This window comes from Nonomuraea sp. NPDC047529, assembly GCF_040642995.1.
Taxonomy (GTDB): Bacteria; Actinomycetota; Actinomycetes; order Streptosporangiales; family Streptosporangiaceae; genus Nonomuraea.
In genome coordinates, this window is sequence record NZ_JBEYTJ010000004.1 from 287462 (window position 1) to 308191 (window position 20730).

The following is a 20730-nucleotide window of genomic DNA, read 5'->3' on the forward strand; positions in this document are numbered from 1 at the left end:
ATCGGCCGGGGTCGCGGCCGTCTAGTGGTGATCAGGGTGGGCCTCAGCCCACGAGTTCGGTGGTGGCCCGCCGGCGCAGCCAGGCGGCCGCGCCGGTGAGCGCCGGCTGGGGCGCGACGATCAGCGTGGTGGCGATCGCCTCCAGGTATCCGGACATGTCGGGGTTGCCGATGAACCGGTCGCGGAAGCCGCTGGCCCGCACCCGTTCCACGATACGGGGCAGCACCCCGCCGCCCAGGTACACCCCACCCCTGGCGCCCAGGGTGAGGGCCACGTTCCCGGCGAAGCTGCCCAGCATCTCGCAGAACACCTCGACGGTCTCCGCGCAGAGCGAGTCGTCGAGCCGGGCCACGATGTCGGAGGCGTTCAGGTCGGGCGCGGTCACGCCGTTGACCTTGGCCAGCGCCCGGTGCAGGCGTACCAGGCCGGGGCCGGACAGCAGGTGCTCGGCCACGACGTGCGGCAGCCCCTCGGCCTGCAGCACCCGTACGATCTCCAGCTCCCGCCGGTCGATCACCGGCACCGTGACGTGCCCGCCCTCGCCCGGGACGGGCGTCCAGCCCCGGTCGGTGGGCACGAGCCCGCCGACGCCGAGCCCGGTACCCGGGCCCAGCACGGCCTTGACGCCGCCGCCGGGGTCGGGCCCGCCCAGGGACACCAGGTCGGGGCCCTCCAGGTGCGGCAGCGACACGGCGAGCGCCTCGAAGTCGTTGAGCAGCACCGCGTACGGGATGCCCAGGTCGCGGACGGACCCGGCCCACGCCGAGTTCGTCAGCCGGTAGCGGTCGCCGTCGATGGGCCCGGCCAGCGCCAGGCAGGCCGCGCCCGGACGCGCCCCGCCCGCGTGCTCGGCGAGGTAGGCGTCCACGGCGTCGGGCAGGGTGGCGTAGGCGGAGCCGGCCAGCACCGCGACGTTCGTCGGCCGGGCCTGCGGCGAGGTGACCAGCCCGAACCGGGCGTTGGTCCCCCCGATGTCGGCGACCAGCCAGGGCAGGTCGAACGAACTCATCTCACACCTCCGATGCTCAGGGCGCGACCGGGATCGCACGCCGTCGCCGGAAGGATGTCACGAACGCTCACCGGCGCAGCCCGGTGGCCCGCGTGCCCGCGGGCGCGCCCGTCTCCAGGTGGGAGGCGCCCGCCTCGGCGGGGAAGCCCAGCCCGGGGCCGTGGTGGGGCGACTCGGCGCCGCTCACCCCGAAGATCCCCGCGCCCTGCTCGGCGTGCCCGGCCATGCGGCGGAACGTGGCGAACAGCTCGCGTCCCGTGCCGACCCACTCCGCGTCGCTCAGCGGCCGGCCCTCGGGCGTGCGCCGGGCCAGCTCCTCGGCGGGCACCAGCAGCTCCAGCGTGCCGGCGGCCGAGTCGAGCCGGACCACGTCGCCGTCGCGGACGAGCGCGATCGGCCCGCCGTCGGCGGCCTCGGGCGACAGGTGGATGGCCGCGGGCACCTTGCCCGACGCGCCCGACATGCGGCCGTCGGTGACGATCGCCACGCGCTGCCCCCGGTCCAGCAGCACGGCCAGCGGCGGCGTGAGCTTGTGCAGCTCGGGCATGCCGTTGGCGCTGGGGCCCTGGTAGCGGATGACGGCCACGAAGTCCTGCCCGTCCAGCTCGCCGGCCTCGAAGGCGCGCAGCAGGTCGAGCTGGTCGTCGAACACCTTGGCCGGGGCCTCGATCACCAGGTGCTCGGCCTTGACCGCCGACACCTTGCTGACGGCCCGGCCGAGGTTGCCCTCGACCATGTGGATCCCGCCGTCGGCCGAGAACGGCTCGGCGACCGGACGCAGCACGTCGAGGTCCTTGCTGCCGCCCGTGACCGGCTCCCACACCAGCTCGCCGTCCACCAGGGACGGCGCCTCGCGGTAGCGGTCGAGGCCGGGGCCGGCGACGGTCAGCACGTCGCCGTGGAGCAGGCCCTCGTCCAGCAGGTCGCCGATGAGCACCTGCATGCCGCCGGCGTCGCGGAAGTGGTTCACGTCCGCCTGGCCGTTGGGGTAGATCTTGGTCAGCGACGGCACGACGCGCGACAGGCAGGCCAGGTCGTCCCAGGTCAGCACGAGGCCCGCGGCGGCGGCCATGGCGACCAGGTGCAGCGTGTGGTTGGTGGAGCCGCCGGTGGCCAGCAGCGCCACGCACGCGTTCACGATGGACTTCTCGTCCACCAGCTCGCCGATCGGCGTGTACTCCGATCCGTGCGCGGTGATCTCCACCGCGCGGCGGCCGGCCGCCTCGGTGAGGGCGTGGCGCAGCTCGGTGTGCGGGTTGACGAACGTCGAGCCGGGCAGGTGCAGGCCCATGACCTCCATCAGCGCCTGGTTGGAGTTGGCGGTGCCGTAGAAGGTGCAGGTGCCGGGGGAGTGGTAGGACTTGGCCTCGGCGTCCAGCAGCTCGGCCCGTCCCACCTTGCCCTCGGCGAAGAGCTGGCGGGTGCGCGCCTTGACCTTGTTCGGCAGCCCGGAGGTCATCGGCCCGGCCGGCACGAAGATCGCCGGCAGGTGCCCGAAGTGCAGCGCCCCGATGAACAGGCCCGGCACGATCTTGTCGCAGACGCCCAGCAGCAGCGACGCGTCGAACATGTCGTGCGACAGCGCGATGGCGGCCGCCATGGCGATCACGTCGCGGCTGTAGAGGGACAGCTCCATGCCCGCGCGGCCCTGCGTGATGCCGTCGCACATGGCGGGCACGCCGCCGGCGACCTGCGCCACGCCGCCCGCCCTGCGCACCGCCGCCTTCAGCTCCGGCGGGTAGGTCTCGTACGGCTGGTGGGCCGAGAGCATGTCGTTGTAGCTGGTCACGATCGCCACGCCGGGCTTGGCCGTGCCTCCGGCGCCTCCGGCGCTCCCGGCGCCGCGCAGGATCAGCTTGTCGTCCTCGGGTGCGGCCGCGAAGCCGTGGGCCAGGTTCGCGCAGCCCAGGTGGGCGCGCGCCGGGCCCTTGGCCCGCGCCGCCTCGCCGTCGCGCCGGATGCGCGCCAGGTAGGCGGTACGGCTGGCCGCGCTGCGCTCGGCGATCCGATCGGTGATCTCCTGGATGACGGAATTCACAGGTCTTCCTCCTCGTGCCAGGCGCGACCGCTGCGGCCGAGCAGTTCGTGGGCCCCGGCGGGGCCGGTGGTTCCTGCGGGGTAGGGCTCGGGCAGCTCGGCGGAGGACTCCCAGGCGGCCAGGATCGGATCGATCCAACGCCAGGCCGCCTCCACCTCGTCACGCCGCATGAACAGCGTCGGGTTGCCCGCCAGGACGTCGGTCAGCAGCCGCTCGTACGCCTCCGGCACCCGGGCCGTGAACGTCTTGCCGAAGCTGAGCGACAGCGGCACCGGCTTCAGCGTCACCTCGCCCGCGCCCGGCTCCTTGGCCATGATGTGCAGCTCGATGCCCTCCTCGGGCTGCAACCGCAGCACCAGGCGGTTCGGCGTGCCGCCGGGGAAGATGGAGTGCGGCACGTCCTTGAACTGCACCACGATCTCCGACCGCCGGTACGGCATGCGCTTGCCGGTCCGCAGGTAGAACGGCACCCCGGCCCATCGCCAGTTCTTGATCTCGGCCCGGATCGCGGTGAACGTCTCCACCCGCCGCGAGGCCTCGGTCGTCGGCGTGGAGGCGGGCTCGTCCAGGTAGGACGGCATGCCGTCGGCCTCGGTGTACTGGCCGCGCACGGTGAAACGGTCCACCTCGGTCCCGACGACCGGCCGCAGCGACTGCAGCACCTTGACCTTCTCGTCGCGGATGGACTCGCGGTCGTTGCGGGACGGCGGTTCCATCGCGGTCAGCGTGAGGAGCTGGAGCAGGTGGTTCTGCACCATGTCGCGCAGCGCGCCCGCGTGGTCGTAGTAGCCGCGCCGTCCCGGCGTGCCGACGGTCTCGGCGGCGGTGATCTGGACGTGGTCGATCCACAACGAGTTCCAGATCGGTTCGAGGAAGGCGTTGGCGAAGCGCAGGACCAGCAGGTTCTGCACCGTCTCCTTGCCCAGGTAGTGGTCGATGCGGAAGATCTGGCGCTCGTCGAAGATGGCGCCGACCTCGTCGTTGATCCGCTGCGCGCTGGGCAGGTCGCGGCCGAGCGGCTTCTCCAGCACCACCCGAGAGAGCGGGGTGACCAGGCCGGCCTCGTCCAGCTCGCGGCAGAAGGGGCCGAACGTCATCGGCGGGCTGGCCAGGTAGAACACCCGGTCGCGCTGCTCGTGACCGGCCAGCAGCCTGGTCAGCGCGCCCCACCCGGACTTGTCCTCGCCGCCGACGTCCACCGAGACGTGGTGCAGGCGGCCGAGGAAGCGCTGCCAGACGGCGGGGTCGTCCACGGGGACCTGGTCGCGTACCTCGGCGTCCACCTTGCCGCGGAAGTCGGCGTCGGTCAGCCCGCCCCGGGACATGGCGATGACGCGGGTCTCGGGGGACAGCCGGCCGTCCCTGTCGCTGTGGTAGAGCGCCGGGATCAGCTTGCGCATGGACAGGTCGCCGGTGCCGCCGAAGACGACGAGATCGGCGGTATGGGCGGGGCTGGCGGTCGAGAGGGGGGACAAGGCGAAGCTCCGTTGATCTACCAAGAAGGACAGAACGGACACTAACGAGAGTTCGGGTCGTACACAAGCAGGGTTTTGCTATCTGAGATGAAAAAGTCTTCACCTTTCATTACCGAAGCCCATGTGATTCACTGGGCCGATGCCTCGACGTACCGCCGCGACCCTCGCCACGAGTGGCGAGGTGCTCCGCCTCATCCGCACAGGTGAGGCCGTCACGCGCGCCGACCTCGGCCGGGTGACCGGTCTGTCGCGTCCGGCGGTGCAACTGCGCGTCGGCGAGCTGCTCGAACGCGGCCTGGTCGTCGAGCGCACCGACGCGCCCTCCACGGGCGGGCGGCCGCCGGTCCGGCTGGAGTTCAACTCCGGCGGCGGCGTCGTCCTGGTCGCCGCGCTGGGCGCGAGCCGCACCCGGGTCGCGGTCTGCGACCTGGCCGGGCGCGAGCTGGCCGGCCGTGACTTCTTCATCGACGTCGAGCAGGGCCCCGACGTCGTGCTCCCGCTGCTCATGGACACCTGGGACGAGCTGCTCGGCGACCGCCCCCGCTCGTGCGTCAGGGGTGTCGGCATGGGCGTGCCCGCCACCGTCGAGTTCGCCCAGGGCCGTACGGAGAGCGCCCGGGTGATGGCCTCCTGGACCGGCGTGGTGATCCCGCCGATCATCCGCGACCGGTTCCCCGTCCCGGTGCTCGTGGACAACGACGTCAACGTGCTGGCCATCGGCGAGCACCGAGGCGCCTACCCCGACCTCGACGACCTGATGTTCGTGAAGGTCTCCACCCGGATCGGCGCGGGCGTGATCGCCGGCGGCGAGATCCTGCGCGGCGCGATGGGCGCGGCCGGCGAGATCGGCCACATCCCCGTGCTCGACGGCGGCGGCGTGCTGTGCCGTTGCGGCAACACCGACTGCGTCGACTCCGTCGCCAGTGGCACCGCGCTGCTGCGCGACCTGCGCGAGGCGGGCAAGAACGTCGTGACCATCGCCGACGTGACCGCGCTGGTGCGCGCGGGCGACGCCGAGACGATGGCCACGGTCCGCACGGCCGGCCGCCGCATCGGCGAGGTGCTGGCCGGGGCGGTCAACATCCTCAACCCGTCGGTCGTGGTGCTCGGCGGCGACATGGCCGAGGCGTTCGGCCCGCTGGTGTCGAGCATCCGCGAGGTCGTCTACCGGCGTTCCACCGCCCTGGCGACCCGGCGGCTGCGCATCGAGCCGAGCCGGCTCGGCGCGGGGGCGGGCATCAGCGGCTGCGCGGTGATGGTTCTCGACCACGTGCTCTCGCCCGAGGCGGTCGACGAGACGATGACGGTCTCCACGCTGCGCCGCGAGCGCGGCCTGGCGGCCTCCAGCTAGAGGTCCCAGCGGGGTTCGGGGCTCTCCCGCACCACGCCGTCCGCGCCGAAGATCAGGTGGCGGTCCAGGTCGTCGGCGAACCAGCGGTCGTGCGTGACCGCCAGCACCGTGCCCGCGAAGCCGTCCAGCCCCTCCTGCAACGCCTGCGCGCTGGCCAGGTCGAGGTTGTCGGTCGGCTCGTCGAGCAGCAGCAGCGTCGCCCCCGACAACTCCAGCAGCAGGATCTGCAGCCGGGCCTGCTGGCCGCCCGACAACGTCTCGAACCGCTGCCCGCCGGCCGGCGCCAGCTCGTAGCGGGCCAGCGCGGCCATGGCCTCGTTCCTGGTCAGCGCGAACGTCTCGGTGACCAGCTCGGCGACGGGCCGTCCGTGCAGGTCGGGCCGCAGGTGGGTCTGGGCGAAGTGGCCGGGGACGACGCGGGCGCCCAGCCGGGCCACGCCGGTGTGCGCGACGGGCTCGCCGGCCAGCAGGCGCAGGAAGTGGCTCTTGCCGGTGCCGTTCAGGCCCAGCACGCCGACCCGCTCGCCGTAGGCGACCTCGGTGGAGAAGGGCCGCACCAGCCCGGTCAGCTCCTGGTCCGCGCACGTCACGGCCCGTTTCCCGGTACGCCCGCCGCGCAGCCGCATCCGTACGTTCTGCTCCTTGGGCGGCCGGCTCGGCGGCCCCGCCCGCTCGAAGCGCTCCAGCCGGGACACCGCCGACCGGTAGGCCCCGGCGAGCGCGTCGTTGTTCGCCGACCGCTGCCGCAGGACGTGCACCAGCCGGCGCAGCCGGCCCCGCTCGTCCTCCCAGCGCCGCCGCCGCTCCTCCAGACGCTCGCCGCGCCGTCTGCGGGCCTCGGCGTAACCGGCGAAGCCGCCGCCGTGCACCCACACCTCGCGCCCCTCCACCGTGACGACGCGGTCGGCCGCCTCGGCCAGCAGCCGACGGTCGTGCGAGACCAGCAGCACCGTCTTGGCCGAGCTCCTGACCGCCCGCTCCAGCCACTGCTTGGCCGGCACGTCCAGGTAGTTGTCCGGCTCGTCGAGCAGCAGGATCTCGTCGGGGCCGCGCAGCAGCGCCTCCAGCATCAGCCGTTTCTGCTCGCCGCCGGACAGCGTGTCCAGCCCCCGGCCGGCGACCCGCTCGTACGGCAGCCCGAGCGCCTCGGTCGCGCACACGTCCCACACGACCTCCAGCTCGTAGCCGCCCGCGTCGGCGAAGTCGGCGACGGCCTGGGCGTAGGCGAGCTGCCGGGGCTCGTCGTCGCACCGCCCGATCGCCGACTCCGCGCGCTCCAGCTCGGCCGCGGCCTCCCGCACCCGTAGAGGCGCGACGCCCAGCAGCAGGTCGCGCACGCTGCCGGTGCCGAGGAACTGCCGCATCACCCCGACGCCGCCACCGGTGGTGACCCGCCCGTCGTCGGGGCGCAGGTCGCCCGCGATCAGCCGGAGCAGTGTCGTCTTGCCCGCGCCGTTGGGGCCGACCAGCGCCGCCTTGGCGCCGTCGCCCACCTTGAACGACGCCTCCAGCAGCAGCGGACGCCCGTCCGGCAGCAGGTACGTCACGCCGCTCACCTCGATATGACCCATGTTCCATTATTAGACCATCGATCCGGTCCGCGTACAGCGTATTATCCGACGGGTGGACAACGTATGGGTGCGCCCCCGTAAGGACGCCAAGCCCAGGCTGACGCTTGACCGGATCGTCGCCGAGGCCGTCGCGCTGCTCGACGAGGAGGGCGTGGGCGGGCTCACCATGCGCCGGCTGGCCGAACGCCTCGACACCGGCTCGACCACCCTCTACTGGCACGTCCGCACCAAGGAGGACGTCCTGGACCTGGCGCTCGACGCCGTCTTCGGCGAGGTGCCGCTCCCCGGGGACCACGACGACTGGCGCACGGCCGCACGCGACCTGATGGACGGCTGGCGCGCCGCCCTGCTGCGCCACCCCTGGTCGGCCACCATCCTTGACCGCCCGCTCATGGGCCCCAACGCCCTGGAGCGCACCGACTTCCTCTACCGGACGTTGTCCGGGGCCGGTCTCGACGGCCCGCAGGCCGCCTACAGCCTGTCCAACTACGTCATGGGCTCGGTCATCATGCAGGTCACCTGGCAGCGCCGCGACCTGCACGACACCGACGCGTTCCTGCGCGAGCGGGCCGCCAGCTACCCGGCGCTGGCCGCGCACGGCCTCGGCCACGACTGGGACGCCACCTTCGCCACCGGCCTCGGCTACCTCCTGCGCGGCATGACGCCCGGGAGCGGCGAGGGGTGAACCGGCCGGAGGCCGCCGTCACCAGCTGTCGCCGGACTGGATGCGGCCGCGCCACGCCGACGAGGTGATCATGCCCTGCTCTCGCAGCTCCTGCAGCCGTTGGAGCCTGCCCCTGATCTCCCGGTGCCCGAACCCGGACTCGCGCAGCAGCCGGGCCTCCTGCTCTAGGTCCAGCGCCCGCAGGTCGGCGACGATCCCGGGGCTGAGCGGCTCGTCGCGGTAGGCCATGAGGAACGGCGAGCGCATGGCCCGGGTGTGCGACCGCGGGTTCGACAGCGCGTTGTCGATCAGCCGGAGGCCGCCGGCCTCGTCGGTCAGGTAGTTCTCCGAATGCCGGTCGAGGCTGCCGATGACGTAGTCGAAGACGGCCGCGCGCTCGCGCTGGATCTCCGGGACGCCGCGTCCCATGCCTCCGCCGCGCGCGTTCTCCACCCACAGCTGCACCGAGCCGTGCCCGTGGGGGCCGTCCCAGGTCGTCGTGGGCGGTACGAGGTCCCAGCCCAGGCGCTCGCTGAACCGGTACGCCTCGGCCTCGCGGCGCGGCATGCCCGACCTCGGCACCGTCTCCCGGGGGCTGCGGCCGGGGGGCAGCTTGTAGATCGCGCGGCTGCCGTCGTCGAGGGTGACCAGGTAGACGCCCTCGTCGCCGGCGTGCGGGTACGGGACGACGTCCTTGTCCCGTACCCGGCTCAGCCTGGACAGCAGGTCACGTTCGGCGGCGCCGACCGGCCGGGCGCCCGCCCGTTCCTTCCTCAGGGTGCGGGCCTTGCGGGCGCTGAGGACGGGGTGCAGCAGCGCACGCAGCCCCGTGGCCAGGTCGCGCGCGAAGAAGCGCTCCAGCTGGCGCACGAAGGCCCGGCAGAAGCGCATGGCCGAGACCCGTAACGACAGGAGCGCGGACCTCGCCTGGAGAGCCGCCGCCCCACCGCTCACCGCGGCCGCCGCCACCGCCCACACCAGGACGGCGACCACCCCGGCGGCCAGCGCGACGAGCACCGCCTTCAGCGCCTCCACCAGCAGCGCCGCCGCCTCGTGCGCGTCGGCCAGGGCGTTCAGGGTCGTGCCCATCCTGGACAGGTGGCCCGAGCGGTCGTCGTCCCGGTCCAGTTCGTCCCAGAACGCGGCCACCGCCTCCATGTGCAGCCCCGCGTTGCCGGTGGCGGCCCGGCCGAGCGACTCGCGCACCAGCGGCGTGACCTGGACGACGAGCGCCGCCGCGCACTCACGGTAGGCCGCCGCGCCGGCGCGCAGCCCGTCCTCGTCCTGGGTGGGCCAGGGCACGCCGAGCGCCTGGAAGGCGATCTCCAGTTGGGGCGGCAGCATCACCGTCATGAAGCGTCGATCACCCGGGCGGTCGGCACCGTCGCCCGTTCGGCGGCCCGGCGGACGGCGGCCATGTCCCGCAGGCCCGCCCCGGCGCTGGCCATGCTCTCGTGCAGGCGGGTGCACGCCTCGCCGACCAGGAGGTTGATCTCGTCCACGGCCATGCCGACCACGCCGATGCCCCACGGAGAGCGGCCCCCGCCCGACAGGCGGCCCAGCAGTGTGTCCACGTGCCGCCCGAACAGGTCCGCGGACTCGTCCATGGCGTGCGCCGCGTTCGCCAACGACGTGTCGTCCGCCCAGAACTCCCGCGTCATCGCCCTCCGTCCCCCCGATGGGGAGCCCACCTTACGGGCCACCGGCGACGGATGATCAACAACTGGGTGAACGCCCGTCTACAGGCGGGGGAGCTACGTCCGGCTCTTGGGGCCGTGGGTCCTGGACGGGACGCGGCCCGGCGGGGTGCCGTGCGGATGGGACGGCGGGTCGCTCGCCGCCGGATCCGTGCTCCAGGACGGCGTCGGCGTGGGGCCGGGCCGGGAGCCGTGCGGGCGGGACGGCGACGGCGCCGGGGTCCGGCCCGGGGCCGTCGCGGCGGGGCCGGGGACGGTCGAGTGCGGGCGGCGCGTTCCCCGCCCGCCCTCCGGCTGGACGGCCGACGGCGTGGACCCGCCCGGCGGTGTGGAACCGGCCACGAGAGGTCCGGTAGGGCCCACGGCGGGCCCTGTGGCGGTCTTGGCGGGCCGGTCGGCGACGGGGGCGGAGGCGACGGCGGCGCGTTCCGACCTCACCGCGACGGGACGGCGGGAGTCGGTGGCGACGGGCCCCGGCTCTCCGGAGGTCCGGCGCGCGTCGTGCGGCCAGTGGACCGGGTCGAGGCCCGGCGAGTTGAACGTGTCGCCCATGAGCGCGCCCGCGGTGGCCAGCATGAGCGTGCCCAGCAGCACCCCGGCGGCCATCAGCGCCCGCCCGCGCCGCCCGCCGCCCTCGGACGGGGAGGAGGCGGCTCGCGCCGCTGATCGATGGGTTCCGCTCACGTACCCCGATGGTAGCGAGGCGGAGGCATGGGTCGGCCGGTAGTGGACGTCCGCCCGGAAAATACGGCGTCAATCGTGATCAACACGCGCACAGCAGCCCGCGCAACGCCGTCTCCAGGCACAGCTCCGAGCGGGCGGGGACCGGCCACGGGAAGCGCACCAGCGACTCGTCCACGCGCACGGTGGCGCCGTACCGGTCGAGCTCCCACAGCCACACCTTGCCGGGCTCCTCGCCGAGCTGCCTGGCCACGCCCGCGGTGAGCTGCGGCCGGTGGGAGGCGTTGACGTGCGCGATCACCCGTTCGGCCGTCTCGGTCAGCGGGTCGGGCGCCGCGCCGAGGTAGTCGTCGGCGTCGAGCACGCCGGACTCCTGGCCGGTCAGGTAGACCACCTGGGCCACGTCCAGGCGCAGCAGGCGCGGGGCACCGGGGTGACCGTACCGTTCCAGGGCGTCGAACAGGCCCTCGTCGGCGCTGTGCGCGGCCACCGCCACCGCCGCGGAGCGGGCCTGCGACTCCGGCACGGCCTCCGCCCACCCGTGCACCTCGATCAGCGCCCGCGGATGCGTCACCTCGCCGAGCTGCCGCATGGCCGTCAGGTTCACCGCGACCACGGCGTCCTCGCGCAGGCCGTGCAGGGGCTCGCCGGGCCGGACCAGCAGCACCGGGCGGCCGCGCTCGTCCACGCCGCCGCGGGCGGGGCGGTGGACGCCGTCCACCGTGAGGTTGGCCGGCGTCGAGGTCGAGGCGAGAGTACGGATCCGCTCGGCGAGGGGCAACATTGAGATCACATCCACGGGTAGGTTAGGCTTACCTAAGTAAGGATTACCTAACCACATGGAGGTGAACGTGCGCTACACCGGTCCGAAGGTGCGACTGTCGCGTCGCGCGGGCGTCCCGCTGACCAGGAAAGCCGTCCGCTACTTCGAGCAGCGGCCGTACCCGCCGGGCGAGCACGGCCGCAAGACCAACCGCCGCACCACCGGCGACTACGGGCTGCGGCTGCTGGAGAAGCAGAAGCTGCGCTGGTACTACGACGTGTCCGAACGGCAGTTGCGCCGCTACTGGGACCTGGCGGTACGCAAGCCGGGCGCCTCGGGCGCCGAACTGGTCACGATCCTGGAGAGCCGCCTGGCCTCCCTGGTGCTGCGGGCCGGCCTGGCCCCCTCGATCTACGCCGCCCGCCAGTACGTCACCCACGGCCACATCGCCGTGGACGGCCGCAAGGTGGACATCCCCAGCTACCTGGTCAGGCCGGGCCAGATCGTCACGGTGCGGGAGCGCTCGCGGCGCATGCAGCCCTTCGTGGCCGCCGCCGAGGGCGTGCACGCCGACGAGCGCATCGCGCCCTACCTGACGGTCGACCACGCCGGCCTGAGCTTCACCCTCACCCGCCGGCCCGAGCGCGAGCAGATCGCGGTGCCGGTGGACGAGCAGCTCGTGGTGGAGTTCTATTCGCGCTAGCCGTGCGGCCGGGGCCGGCGGGCAGGGCGGTGAGCAGGGCCGGCGGGCGGGTCAGCCGGCGACGTCCTGCCGGCGCAGCTCGGCGACCTCGCGGCGCAGGGCGCTCAGCTCCTCCAGGATGCGCTGGGTGTGCACGCTGTTGTCCTGCTCCAGCGCCGCCCGCTCCTCGGCCGACTCCTCGTCCATGGCGCTCACCACGACCGCCATGAACAGGTTCAGCACGACGAACGTGCAGACGAGGATGAAGATGGTGAAGAAGATCCAGGCCGTGGGGTGGGCGCCCATCACCTCGCGGGCGATGTTGCCCCAGTCGTCCCCGGTCATCGTCTGATAGAGGGTGAACAGCGAGGTCGGCAGGCTGCCGAAGCGCTCGGGGGCGTCGTCGCCGTACAGCTTGGTGGCCATGACGGCGGCCACGTACAGGACCAGGGAGAGCAGCACCACGATCGAGCTCATCCCGGGCAGGGCGCGCAGCAGCGCCGAGACCACCCGGCGCAGGCTCGGCACCACCGACAGCAGGCGCAGGGCCCGCAGGATGCGCAGCGAGCGCAGCACCGACAGCCCGCCGGACGCCGGGACCAGGGCGATGCCCACGATCACGGTGTCGAACAGGTTCCACGGGTCGCGCACGAACGCCGACCGCTCGACGTAGACCTTGGCCAGCAGCTCGGCCACGAAGATGTACAGGGCGACGTGGTCGATGGCGACCAGCACGTGGCCGAACTCCCCGGCGACGGCGGGGACGGTCTCCAGGCCGAGGGTGGCCGCGTTGACCAGGATGACGCCGACGATGAAGCGCTGGAAGCGCCGGTCGGCGAGGAGGGCTTGGACGCGTTCACGCACGGGGGCAGGCTCCTAAAGATCGGTCATGTGCCGTTCCATGATGCAGCAACATGATCAAGGAGTTGCCTGTGGTATAAATCGCACCTGATAGTCACAGGGGCAAGGGGGCGCAAGGGGCATGTCGTATCCGAACTACGGACCGTCCTACTACGGGCCGCCGCCCCAGAGCCACCCCAACGGCACCACCATCCTCGTCCTCGGCATCCTGAGCCTGGTGGTCTGCGGCATCCTCGGCCCCTTCGCCTGGTCGATGGGCAACAAGGCGCTCAAGGAGATCGACGGCAGCGGCTACCCCTACGACAATCGGGGCGCGGTGCAGGCCGGCCGTGTCTGCGGCATGATCGCCACGATCCTGCTAATCATCGGGGCCGCGTTCATGGTCCTCGGGCTCGGGGCCGGCATCCTGTCGGCCATCTTCTCCAACAACTAGAGGCCGCACGCAGTAGCCGCCGATGCCCGACTCCAGCAGGTCGAAGGCCGCCGTGGCCTGCGCCCGCAGGTCGGGCGCGATCGTCTCCCAGCTCTCGCCCGCCAGCGTCCGGGTCATCGCGTGATCGGTGAGGATCTTGGTCGTGCCGAGGACGTGCGTGGCCACCATCCGCGGGGTCAGGTCGTCGGGGTCGGCGTCGAGCTCGTCGGCCAGGGCCCCGGCCAGCGCCTGCACCCGCGCGACGTGCAGCTCGTGCAGCTTGGCCACCAGTGACGGGCTGTCGTTGACGATCCGGGCGAACACGTCGCCGCCCGCGTTGAGGCCGTAGCGCCAGTCGCGTGAGTCGAGGGCGTCCAGGAAGTCGCGGCGGAAGGCCCGCGCCACGCTCTCGCCCGGCCGCCGCCCGCGCACCACCTGCTGCGGCAAGTCGGTCACCAGCTCCTGCCGGTCGGCGAACAGGTCTTCCTTGGTCGGGAAGTAGTTGAAGACCGTGTTGACCGACACGTCCGCGGCCCGCGCGATCTCGGCCACGGTCACGCTGTCGAACCCGCGCGCCATGAACAGCCCCATCGCCATGTCCGCGATGCGCTGCCTGGTCTCCCGCTTCTTGCGCTCCCGCAGCCCCTCTTCCATGCCGCCATGATACCAAGTTTGCAGTGACCCTAAAATTGTGGTTACCCTAATTTTGGAGGCGATCACACATGTTGAGAACCACAGGTCTGACCAAGACCTTCGAAGGCGGCGTGGAGGCCGTCAAAGGCGTCGACATCTCGGTGGAGGCGGGCGAGATCGTCGGCTTCCTCGGCCCCAACGGCGCCGGCAAGACCACGACCATGCGCATGCTGACGACCCTGCTCCGCCCCACCTCGGGCACCGCCACCGTGGCGGGCCACGACCTGCTGGGCGACCCGCGAGAGGTGCGCCGCCGCATCGGCTACGTCTCGCAGGGCGGCGGCGTCAACGTCATGGCCCCGCTCGCCGACGAGCTGGAACTGCAAGGCATGCTGTACGGCCTGACCAGGGCCGCGGCCAGGTCCAGGTACCGCGAGGTCCTGGCCCGGCTCGACCTGGCCGGCCTGGAGGAGCGCGTGGGCGGCGCGCTGTCGGGCGGCCAGCGCCGCCGCTTCGACATCGCCTTCGCCCTGCTGCACGACCCCCGGCTGCTCTTCCTGGACGAGCCGACCACCGGCCTCGACCCGCAGAGCCGCGCCAACCTGTGGGAGCACGTCCGCTCCCTGCGCGAGGAGCACGGCGTGACGATCTTCCTGACCACCCACTACCTCGACGAGGCCGACGCGCTCTGCGACCGCCTGCTGATCATCGACGGCGGCCGCATCGCCGCCGAGGGCACCCCGGCCGAGCTCAAGGCGGGCCGCACGCTCGACGAGGCGTTCCTCGACATCACCGGCAGGTCGCTGCGCGAGGAGGCGGGGGTCTGATGCTGCGCGACACCTGGGTGCTGTTCCGCCACTCCCTGCGCGCCACCCTGAAGCAGAAGCTCGGCATCGTCTTCGGCGCCGTCCAGCCGCTGCTGTTCCTGGTGCTGTTCGGGCCGATCTTCGCCACGTTCGGCACCTGGGAGGTGCTTGTGCCGGGGCTGATCGTCCAGCTCGGCCTGATGAGCATGGGGCTGGCCGGGTTCGGGGTGGTCTTCGACAGGCGCTTCGGCGTGCTGGAGCGCCTGCGCGTCACCCCGGCCAGCCGGCTGGCCCTGCTGCTGGGACGGGTGCTCAACAACGCCGTGACGATGGTCGTCCAGACGGTGATGCTGCTGGCCGTCGGGTTCGCCTTCGGGATGCGGGTGCCGATCGCCGGGCTCGTGGCCGGGTTCGTGCTGGTCGTGGTGCTGGGGGCGAGCCTGGCCGCGATGTCGTACGCCGTCGCGCTGACCATCGGCGAGCAGCTCTTCGCACCCGTGATGTCGACGGCGGTCATCCCGCTGGTGCTGCTGTCGGGCGCGTTCCTGCCGATGTCGATGGCGCCCGGCTGGCTGGACGTCCTGTCCCGCCTCAGCCCCTTCAGGTACGTGCTGGAGGCGCTGCGCGACCTGTTCGCCGGCCACTACGCCACCGGCACGGTCGGGCTCGGCGTCGCCGTCACCGCCGTCCTGGCGGTGGTCGGCCTGGCCGTCGGGGCCCGTGTGTTCAACCGGGAGACCGCGTGAGCGGGCCGCTCCGGGACGGCCCGCCCGCCCGCGATCAGGCCGCCGCCCTGGCCCGCCGGTGCAGCGCGGCCAGGATGCCCGCCGGATCGACCGTCCCGTAGCCGTAGTCGTAGTCGAAGCCCACCTCGCTGCGGTCCTCGGCGGTGCGCCGCAGCAGCGCCCGCAGCTGCGCAGGTGACAGCTTGGCGGCCGGCCACCGGGTGCGCACCGCGGCCACCAGCCCGGCGGCCACCGGCGTCGCCGCCGAGGTGCCCGTGTCCGGCTCGCCGTCGCCGAACGCCCGCGACCCCGAGAAGTGCGTGTACGCGCACACGTCGGGCTTGCGCGCGGTCAGCCGCCCGGGGCCCTGCGAGGAGTAGCCCACCCGCTCGCCGTTGACGTCGACCGCGCCGATCGACAGCGCCTTGGGATGGGAGTTGGCGCCCCCGATGGGCCGGTTGGGGAAGGCGCACCGGCCGTCGGGGCACTCCTTGCCGCAGTTGCCCGCCGCGAACAGCACGTCCGCGCCCGCCCGGTCGAGGCTGGCCACCACCAGGTTGAACGGGTGGGCCGCGTTGTCGGAGTAGTTGCCCGGATGCCCGACGGGGAAGTCCCATTCGGGGGAGAACGACCCCCACGAATTGCTCACCACCAGCGATCTGGACGCCGCCGGCTGGGCCTCCAGCACCGTGCGCAGGTGCGTGAAGGCGGCCACCGCGTCGGACAGCAGCCCGTCGAGCGCCGAACCGCCCGGCCGGGCCGACCGCAGCAGCGGGACGTCGATCAGGGACGCCTGCGGCGCGGCGATGAGCGCGTCGAAGGCGCACATCGTGCCGTGGTCGACCTCGAACTGGCCGGCCCGCCCGGTGACGCCGGAGGGGCTCCAGCTGCGTTCGGCGTCGAGCGTGACGCCGCGGCCGAGCTGTCTGGCGACGTGGGCGGCGTTGATGCCGGTGTCGAGCACGGCCAGCGCCACCCCGGCGCCGTCGAGCCCTTCGGCGTGCAGGCCGGCGACGTTGAGCAGGCGCTCGACGTCGTGCCAGTCGCCCACCGGCGGATTGCCGCCGCAGGTCAGGCTGGACTCGATCACCGGATCGGCGAACACGCCGACGACGTCGGGCCGCAGCGTGGGCAGCAGCGTGACCCGCGAGGTCAGCTCGTCGTCGGAGATCGTGCCGCGGACGAGCACGGAGGCGTCCTCGGCGGCCAGCGAGAAGGTGAGTGGCTGGTGAAGGGAGAGGGGATCGCCGCCGGCCACCGGGACCGGCCTCGGCACGGCGACCGGTGTGAAGGCCGTGTCGAGTTCGACGCCGGGCAGACCGTCGGCGACATCGGCCGTGGTGGCGGTCTGGCCGGGGTCGGCGACGGCCGCGACCAGATCGGGGGAGGGGCGGAGCTGGATCAGGACCCGCATGAGTCACCACCGAACATAGGGGGAAAACGAACGACCCAACATTCCTGCATCCGCCAAGGCTCGTCCAGCCCCTTGCGGCGGTTGTGACCTGCGAAAACACGGCATAACTGGCGAAGCGGACGGATATTGTTTCCGGGGCGTCAGACTTCCTTGTTTTCGGTCTGTTCACTACGGTGATGCATCATGACGCTCCAGGCGCAGACGCCGGTTTCCGACGGAGAAAGACATCACTGGCTGCCGGTTCGGCCGAGGCTCGTTCTCGCCAGTGCCTTCATGCTTTTCCTCGAACTGGCGCTCATCCGGTGGACCGGATCGAACATTGTTCATCTGAGTTATTTCACCAATTTTGTCCTGCTCGGTTCTTTTCTTGGAATCGGACTCGGATTCCTGCGTGTGGGGCGCTCGCGGCGCCAGCCCTATTACTCACCGGTCGTCCTGCTCGTCCTGGTGGCCCTCGTGCTGGCCTTCCCGGTGACCGTCGACCGCAACACCGAGGGCGTCCTGTACTGGACGAGCCTGGGCACCGTCGGGCCGCCCGCCTGGCTGATCCTGCCGGTGATCTTCGTCGCCGCCGCGGCGGTGCTCATGGGGCCGGCCGAGCTGGTCGGGCGCTGCTTCCCCGAGCTGCCGCGCCTGGAGGCCTACCGCTACGACCTGATCGGCAGCCTCAGCGGGATCGCCGCGTTCACGGCGCTGTCGTTCCTGTCGGCGCCGCCGGTGTTCTGGGGCGCGGTCGCGGCCCTGTGCTACGGCCTGCTGCTGGTGCCCCGTCCCCGCTCGCTCTACGTGGGCCTGGTGGTCCTGCCCGCGCTCGTGGTCGTCGGCCTGCTGCTGTCGGAGACGCTGACGGCCGGGGCGCTGTGGTCGCCGTACTACAAGGTGACCTACAAGGCGATGCAGATGCTCGGCGTGCCGGTCACCGACATCGCCGTCAACGGCATCCCCCACCAGCAGGCCGTGCCCGCCTACGCCCGCCTGCAGTGGGAGCGCCAGTACGGGCTGCCCTACGAGCGCACCACCAGGCCGCCCAAGGACGTGCTGATCGTCGGCGCGGGCAGCGGCACCGACGTGGCCATCGCCCTGTCCAAGGGCGCCCAGCACGTCGACGCCGTCGAGATCGACCCCAAGCTGCGCGAGCTGGGCGGCGCCGTCCACCCCGACAAGCCCTACGCCGACCCGCGCGTCACCACGCACATCACCGACGGCCGCGCCTTCCTGGAGCGCAGCGGCGACCGCTACGACCTGATCCTGTTCGCCCTGCCCGACTCGCTCACACTCGTGTCGGGGGCCAGCTCGCTGCGGCTGGAGAGCTACCTGTTCACCGAGGAGTCCATGAAGGCCGCCCGCGCCCACCTGCGGCCCGGCGGCACGTTCTCGATGTACAACTACTACCGCGAGAGCTGGCTGGTCGACCGCCTGGCCTCGACCATGCAGGCCGCCTTCGGCCACAAGCCCTGCGTCGACGTGGTCAGCACCGCCGGCCAGCAGGCCGTCATCACCGCCGGCCTGACCGCCTCCGACCAGCGCTGCGCGAGCGAGTGGCCCGGCGCCGCCGCCGGCACCCCGGCGCCCGCCGACGACGACCGTCCCTTCCTCTACCTCAAGGACCGGACGATCCCGCCGATCTACATCATCACCCTCGGCCTGATCCTCATCGTCAGCCTGCTGGCCGTCCGCGTCGTGGCGGGCCCGTACGGGCGCATGAAGCCCTACTCCGACCTGTTCCTGCTCGGGGTGGCGTTCATGCTGCTGGAGACCAAGAGCGTGACCGGCTTCGCGCTGCTGTTCGGCACCACCTGGGTGGTCAACGCGATCGTCTTCGCCGGGGTGCTGGTCGCCGTGCTCGCCGCCGTCGAGGTGACCCGCCGCTTCCGCACCCCGCCGCTGCCCGTCATGTACGCCGTGCTGCTGGCCGGCCTGCTGCTGGCCTGGCTCGTGCCGAACGCGTGGCTGCTGTCGCTGCCGGTGCCGCTGCGCGCCGTGGCGGCCGTGACGGTGGCGTTCCTGCCGATCTTCGCCGCGAACGTGGTCTTCGCCAAACGTTTCTCCGACACCGCCGACGCGACCACGTCCTTCGGCGCGAACCTGCTCGGCGCGATGGTCGGCGGCTGCCTGGAGTACCTGGCGCTGGTGATCGGCTACAAGGGGCTGCTCATCGTGGCCGCCCTGCTCTACCTGGGCGCTCTCGCGGTGATGCCGCGCAAGACCGCGCTCGTGTGACCAAGGGGACCGGCGGGCTTCCGCGATCTGTCGTCGGCGCCGCCCCCATGGGGGTCCTCACGCGGGACCGCCCTGCCGGAGCGGATCCGGCAGGGCGGGGTGGATCGGCAGGGCGGGGCGGTTACAGGCCGCAGAGCTCCGCCAGGGACTTCGCGCCGCTCTTCTGGGTGTTGCGGGTCGGGGTCTCCGTCGGCGTCCCGGCCTGCGTACCCGTCTGGGCCTGCGTCCGCGACGGCGAGGTGGTCGGGGAGCCCGAGGGGCCAGGGGAGGCGGTCACGTTGGCGGTCTGGGCCTGGCGGGCGGAACGGTCGGAGTCGGCGATCGCCTTCCTCGTGGCGGCCCGGATCTTGACCCAGTCGGGCCGGCCCGAGTAGAAGTCCGGCGGCACGAACTGGAGGCTGGTGATCTTGGCGTCCTTGACCTTGAGCGCCAGGTCCGCCAGCGGCGCGACGAGCGGACGCGGGATGTTCGTCTGGGCCAGCCGCTTGGCCGCCCCGGCGATCTTGGTGAAGTTCGTCAGGATCACGCCGGGGGTGGCCTGCTGGGCGAAGGCGCCGATGACGCAGCGCTGGCGGCCCATGCGGGAGAAGTCGTCGCTTTCGACGCGGGAGCGGCCGTACCACAGGGCCTGCTCGCCCGACAGCTTGCGGTAGCCCGCCTTGATCGTGCCCGCGGTGCCGAAGTGGCCGCCCCACTTGACGTCCCGCTCGACCCGGATCTTCAGGCCGCCGATGGCGTCCACGAGGGCGGCGAAGCCGTACATGTTGATCAGGGCGTAGTAGTCGATCTTGAGGTTCAGGGTGTAGCCGATGGCGTCCATCAGGGCTCGGGGGCCGCGGTTCTTGCCGCCCATGAGCTGGGGGTTGTCGTTGGCGTACTGCCAGACCTCGTTGAGCAGGCCGCCGTTGGGCAGCTCGGCCATGTAGCCGTTGGGGAAGTGCTTGGCCAGCGGCGAGGACGGCGGGAAGCGCACGTGCTGCAGGTTGCGCGGCAGGCTGAACAGGACGGTGTTGCCGGTCCTGGTGTCCACGCTGGCCACCGTCATGCTGTCGGTGCGCACGCCGACGCGATTGCCCGCGGCGTCGCCGCCGACGAGCAGGAAGTTCACCCGGGCCTTGCCGTCCCAGGGGTCCGCGGGGTTCTTGATCTGGATGGGGTTCTCCGGGTCCGGGTGGGACGGGAAGATCGCGTTGACCGCCTCCCGCCCGGCCAGCACGTAGTTGGCCGTCAGCGCGAACGGCGACATGACGGCCACGCACAGCACGCCCACGACGATCCCGGTCACCACCTGGCCCTGCTGGTTCAGCCTGTTCGGGCCCAGCGCCACGTACGAGACGGCGATCACGGCGAACCAGGCCAGCGCGCACGCCGCGGCGATGACGATCACCGTCACCATGGCGCCGTCCTCGGCGAGGCCCGTCACGTTGCTCAGGTCCCGCGTCAGGCCGAAGGCCAGGGCCGAGAGCAGCACCACCGCGTACACGCCGATCATGATCAGCCCGGTACGACGGCGCCCGGCCCGCAGATGCGCGGCGCCGGGCACGAGGGCGGACAGAGCCGTCCAGCCGATGATCGAGGCGATCGTCAGGGGTTTGGCGAAGCGGGGCGCGGGGGAGGAGCCCTTGCGCGGGCGTGGAGCGCGCCGTTTGGTGCCTCCGGGCACGGGGTCCACCCCATCGCGCTTGCTCACACCGGCTCCTTCACACGCCTACCAGGCAAAAATGACGT

Annotated in this window: 19 protein-coding genes; 7 read left to right on the forward strand and 12 right to left on the reverse strand. The window is 72.3% G+C overall.

What is annotated here, in order from left to right:
• Positions 1-43 precede the first annotated feature (43 nt).
• The 3 genes from ABZ815_RS09870 to zwf form a co-directional block, all read right to left on the reverse strand.
• Positions 44-1009 carry a glucokinase gene (locus ABZ815_RS09870; RefSeq protein WP_357695967.1) on the reverse strand — a complete coding sequence of 322 codons (966 nt, stop codon included), beginning with the start codon at positions 1007-1009 and terminating at the stop codon, positions 44-46.
• A 67-nt stretch (positions 1010-1076) separates the two neighbouring features.
• Entirely contained in the window at positions 1077-3047 is a 1971-nt protein-coding gene (gene edd, locus ABZ815_RS09875; protein ID WP_357695969.1) for a phosphogluconate dehydratase, read from the reverse strand.
• Positions 3044-4522 carry a glucose-6-phosphate dehydrogenase gene (gene zwf / locus ABZ815_RS09880; RefSeq protein WP_357695971.1) on the reverse strand — a complete coding sequence of 493 codons (1479 nt, stop codon included), beginning with the start codon at positions 4520-4522 and terminating at the stop codon, positions 3044-3046. The genes edd and zwf overlap by 4 nt, the downstream gene beginning before the upstream one ends.
• Before the next feature lie 139 nt (positions 4523-4661).
• Here zwf and ABZ815_RS09885 point away from each other — a divergent pair, with 139 nt between their 5' ends.
• Positions 4662-5873 (forward strand): ROK family transcriptional regulator, encoded by a 1212-nt coding sequence (locus ABZ815_RS09885; RefSeq protein WP_357695973.1) that lies wholly within the window; start codon positions 4662-4664, stop codon positions 5871-5873.
• On the opposite strand, the gene ABZ815_RS09890 is transcribed toward ABZ815_RS09885, so the two are convergent.
• Positions 5870-7444, reverse strand: coding sequence for an ATP-binding cassette domain-containing protein (locus tag ABZ815_RS09890; RefSeq protein WP_357695975.1), 1575 nt, complete (start codon positions 7442-7444; stop codon positions 5870-5872). The genes ABZ815_RS09885 and ABZ815_RS09890 overlap by 4 nt on opposite strands.
• A 52-nt stretch (positions 7445-7496) precedes the next feature.
• Here ABZ815_RS09890 and ABZ815_RS09895 point away from each other — a divergent pair, with 52 nt between their 5' ends.
• Positions 7497-8129 carry a TetR/AcrR family transcriptional regulator gene (locus ABZ815_RS09895; protein WP_357695977.1) on the forward strand — a complete coding sequence of 211 codons (633 nt, stop codon included), beginning with the start codon at positions 7497-7499 and terminating at the stop codon, positions 8127-8129.
• Between the two features lie 18 nt (positions 8130-8147).
• Here the strand turns inward: ABZ815_RS09895 and ABZ815_RS09900 are convergent, their stop codons facing one another.
• The 4 genes from ABZ815_RS09900 to ABZ815_RS09915 form a co-directional block, all read right to left on the reverse strand.
• Entirely contained in the window at positions 8148-9461 is a 1314-nt protein-coding gene (locus ABZ815_RS09900; protein WP_357695979.1) for a hypothetical protein, read from the reverse strand.
• Positions 9458-9769, reverse strand: coding sequence for a hypothetical protein (locus ABZ815_RS09905; protein ID WP_357695981.1), 312 nt, complete (start codon positions 9767-9769; stop codon positions 9458-9460). The genes ABZ815_RS09900 and ABZ815_RS09905 overlap by 4 nt, the downstream gene beginning before the upstream one ends.
• 93 nt (positions 9770-9862) lie before the next feature.
• Positions 9863-10489 (reverse strand): hypothetical protein, encoded by a 627-nt coding sequence (locus ABZ815_RS09910; RefSeq protein WP_357695983.1) that lies wholly within the window; start codon positions 10487-10489, stop codon positions 9863-9865.
• A 79-nt stretch (positions 10490-10568) separates the two neighbouring features.
• Entirely contained in the window at positions 10569-11270 is a 702-nt protein-coding gene (locus tag ABZ815_RS09915; RefSeq protein ID WP_357696078.1) for a DUF2470 domain-containing protein, read from the reverse strand.
• A 67-nt stretch (positions 11271-11337) separates the two neighbouring features.
• Between ABZ815_RS09915 and rpsD the strand changes: the two genes are divergently transcribed.
• A complete protein-coding gene (rpsD, locus tag ABZ815_RS09920; protein WP_357696080.1) occupies positions 11338-11952 on the forward strand; it encodes a 30S ribosomal protein S4 in 615 nt (204 codons plus the stop codon).
• Between the two features lie 51 nt (positions 11953-12003).
• On the opposite strand, the gene ABZ815_RS09925 is transcribed toward rpsD, so the two are convergent.
• A complete protein-coding gene (locus ABZ815_RS09925; protein ID WP_357695985.1) occupies positions 12004-12795 on the reverse strand; it encodes an ion transporter in 792 nt (263 codons plus the stop codon).
• A gap of 118 nt (positions 12796-12913) precedes the next feature.
• Between ABZ815_RS09925 and ABZ815_RS09930 the strand changes: the two genes are divergently transcribed.
• Positions 12914-13225, forward strand: coding sequence for a DUF4190 domain-containing protein (locus tag ABZ815_RS09930; protein WP_357695987.1), 312 nt, complete (start codon positions 12914-12916; stop codon positions 13223-13225).
• Here the strand turns inward: ABZ815_RS09930 and ABZ815_RS09935 are convergent.
• Positions 13151-13858 carry a TetR family transcriptional regulator gene (locus ABZ815_RS09935; RefSeq protein ID WP_357695989.1) on the reverse strand — a complete coding sequence of 236 codons (708 nt, stop codon included), beginning with the start codon at positions 13856-13858 and terminating at the stop codon, positions 13151-13153. The two genes, ABZ815_RS09930 and ABZ815_RS09935, sit on opposite strands and share 75 nt — an antisense overlap.
• A gap of 68 nt (positions 13859-13926) precedes the next feature.
• Between ABZ815_RS09935 and ABZ815_RS09940 the strand changes: the two genes are divergently transcribed.
• Positions 13927-14664 carry an ATP-binding cassette domain-containing protein gene (locus tag ABZ815_RS09940; RefSeq protein WP_357695991.1) on the forward strand — a complete coding sequence of 246 codons (738 nt, stop codon included), beginning with the start codon at positions 13927-13929 and terminating at the stop codon, positions 14662-14664.
• On the forward strand, positions 14664-15389 hold the full coding sequence (locus tag ABZ815_RS09945) for an ABC transporter permease (RefSeq protein WP_357695993.1): 726 nt from the start codon (positions 14664-14666) through the stop codon (positions 15387-15389). The genes ABZ815_RS09940 and ABZ815_RS09945 overlap by 1 nt, the downstream gene beginning before the upstream one ends.
• 34 nt (positions 15390-15423) lie before the next feature.
• Here the strand turns inward: ABZ815_RS09945 and ABZ815_RS09950 are convergent, their stop codons facing one another.
• Positions 15424-16782 carry a S8 family serine peptidase gene (locus tag ABZ815_RS09950; RefSeq protein ID WP_357695995.1) on the reverse strand — a complete coding sequence of 453 codons (1359 nt, stop codon included), beginning with the start codon at positions 16780-16782 and terminating at the stop codon, positions 15424-15426.
• A gap of 393 nt (positions 16783-17175) precedes the next feature.
• Between ABZ815_RS09950 and ABZ815_RS09955 the strand changes: the two genes are divergently transcribed.
• The gene (locus ABZ815_RS09955; RefSeq protein ID WP_357695997.1) at positions 17176-19002 is read left to right on the forward strand and encodes a spermidine synthase; all 1827 of its coding nucleotides are present in this window, start codon (positions 17176-17178) and stop codon (positions 19000-19002) included.
• A 121-nt stretch (positions 19003-19123) separates the two neighbouring features.
• Here the strand turns inward: ABZ815_RS09955 and ABZ815_RS09960 are convergent, their stop codons facing one another.
• On the reverse strand, positions 19124-20692 hold the full coding sequence (locus ABZ815_RS09960) for an LCP family protein (protein ID WP_357695999.1): 1569 nt from the start codon (positions 20690-20692) through the stop codon (positions 19124-19126).
• Between the last annotated feature and the right edge of the window lie 38 nt (positions 20693-20730).

What these genes read in the sequence shown, in the direction of transcription:
- ABZ815_RS09905 (WP_357695981.1), bottom strand. Translation starts at nt 9,769, where the DNA reads ATGACGCGGGAGTTCTGGGCGGACGACACGTCGTTGGCGAACGCGGCG.
- ABZ815_RS09950 (WP_357695995.1), bottom strand. Translation starts at nt 16,782, where the DNA reads ATGCGGGTCCTGATCCAGCTCCGCCCCTCCCCCGATCTGGTCGCGGCC.
- ABZ815_RS09890 (WP_357695975.1), bottom strand. Translation starts at nt 7,444, where the DNA reads ATGGGTCATATCGAGGTGAGCGGCGTGACGTACCTGCTGCCGGACGGG.
- ABZ815_RS09885 (WP_357695973.1), top strand. Translation starts at nt 4,662, where the DNA reads ATGCCTCGACGTACCGCCGCGACCCTCGCCACGAGTGGCGAGGTGCTC.
- ABZ815_RS09940 (WP_357695991.1), top strand. Translation starts at nt 13,927, where the DNA reads ATGTTGAGAACCACAGGTCTGACCAAGACCTTCGAAGGCGGCGTGGAG.
- ABZ815_RS09915 (WP_357696078.1), bottom strand. Translation starts at nt 11,270, where the DNA reads ATGTTGCCCCTCGCCGAGCGGATCCGTACTCTCGCCTCGACCTCGACG.
- ABZ815_RS09935 (WP_357695989.1), bottom strand. Translation starts at nt 13,858, where the DNA reads ATGGAAGAGGGGCTGCGGGAGCGCAAGAAGCGGGAGACCAGGCAGCGC.
- ABZ815_RS09870 (WP_357695967.1), bottom strand. Translation starts at nt 1,009, where the DNA reads ATGAGTTCGTTCGACCTGCCCTGGCTGGTCGCCGACATCGGGGGGACC.
- ABZ815_RS09930 (WP_357695987.1), top strand. Translation starts at nt 12,914, where the DNA reads ATGTCGTATCCGAACTACGGACCGTCCTACTACGGGCCGCCGCCCCAG.
- ABZ815_RS09900 (WP_357695979.1), bottom strand. Translation starts at nt 9,461, where the DNA reads ATGACGGTGATGCTGCCGCCCCAACTGGAGATCGCCTTCCAGGCGCTC.
- ABZ815_RS09945 (WP_357695993.1), top strand. Translation starts at nt 14,664, where the DNA reads ATGCTGCGCGACACCTGGGTGCTGTTCCGCCACTCCCTGCGCGCCACC.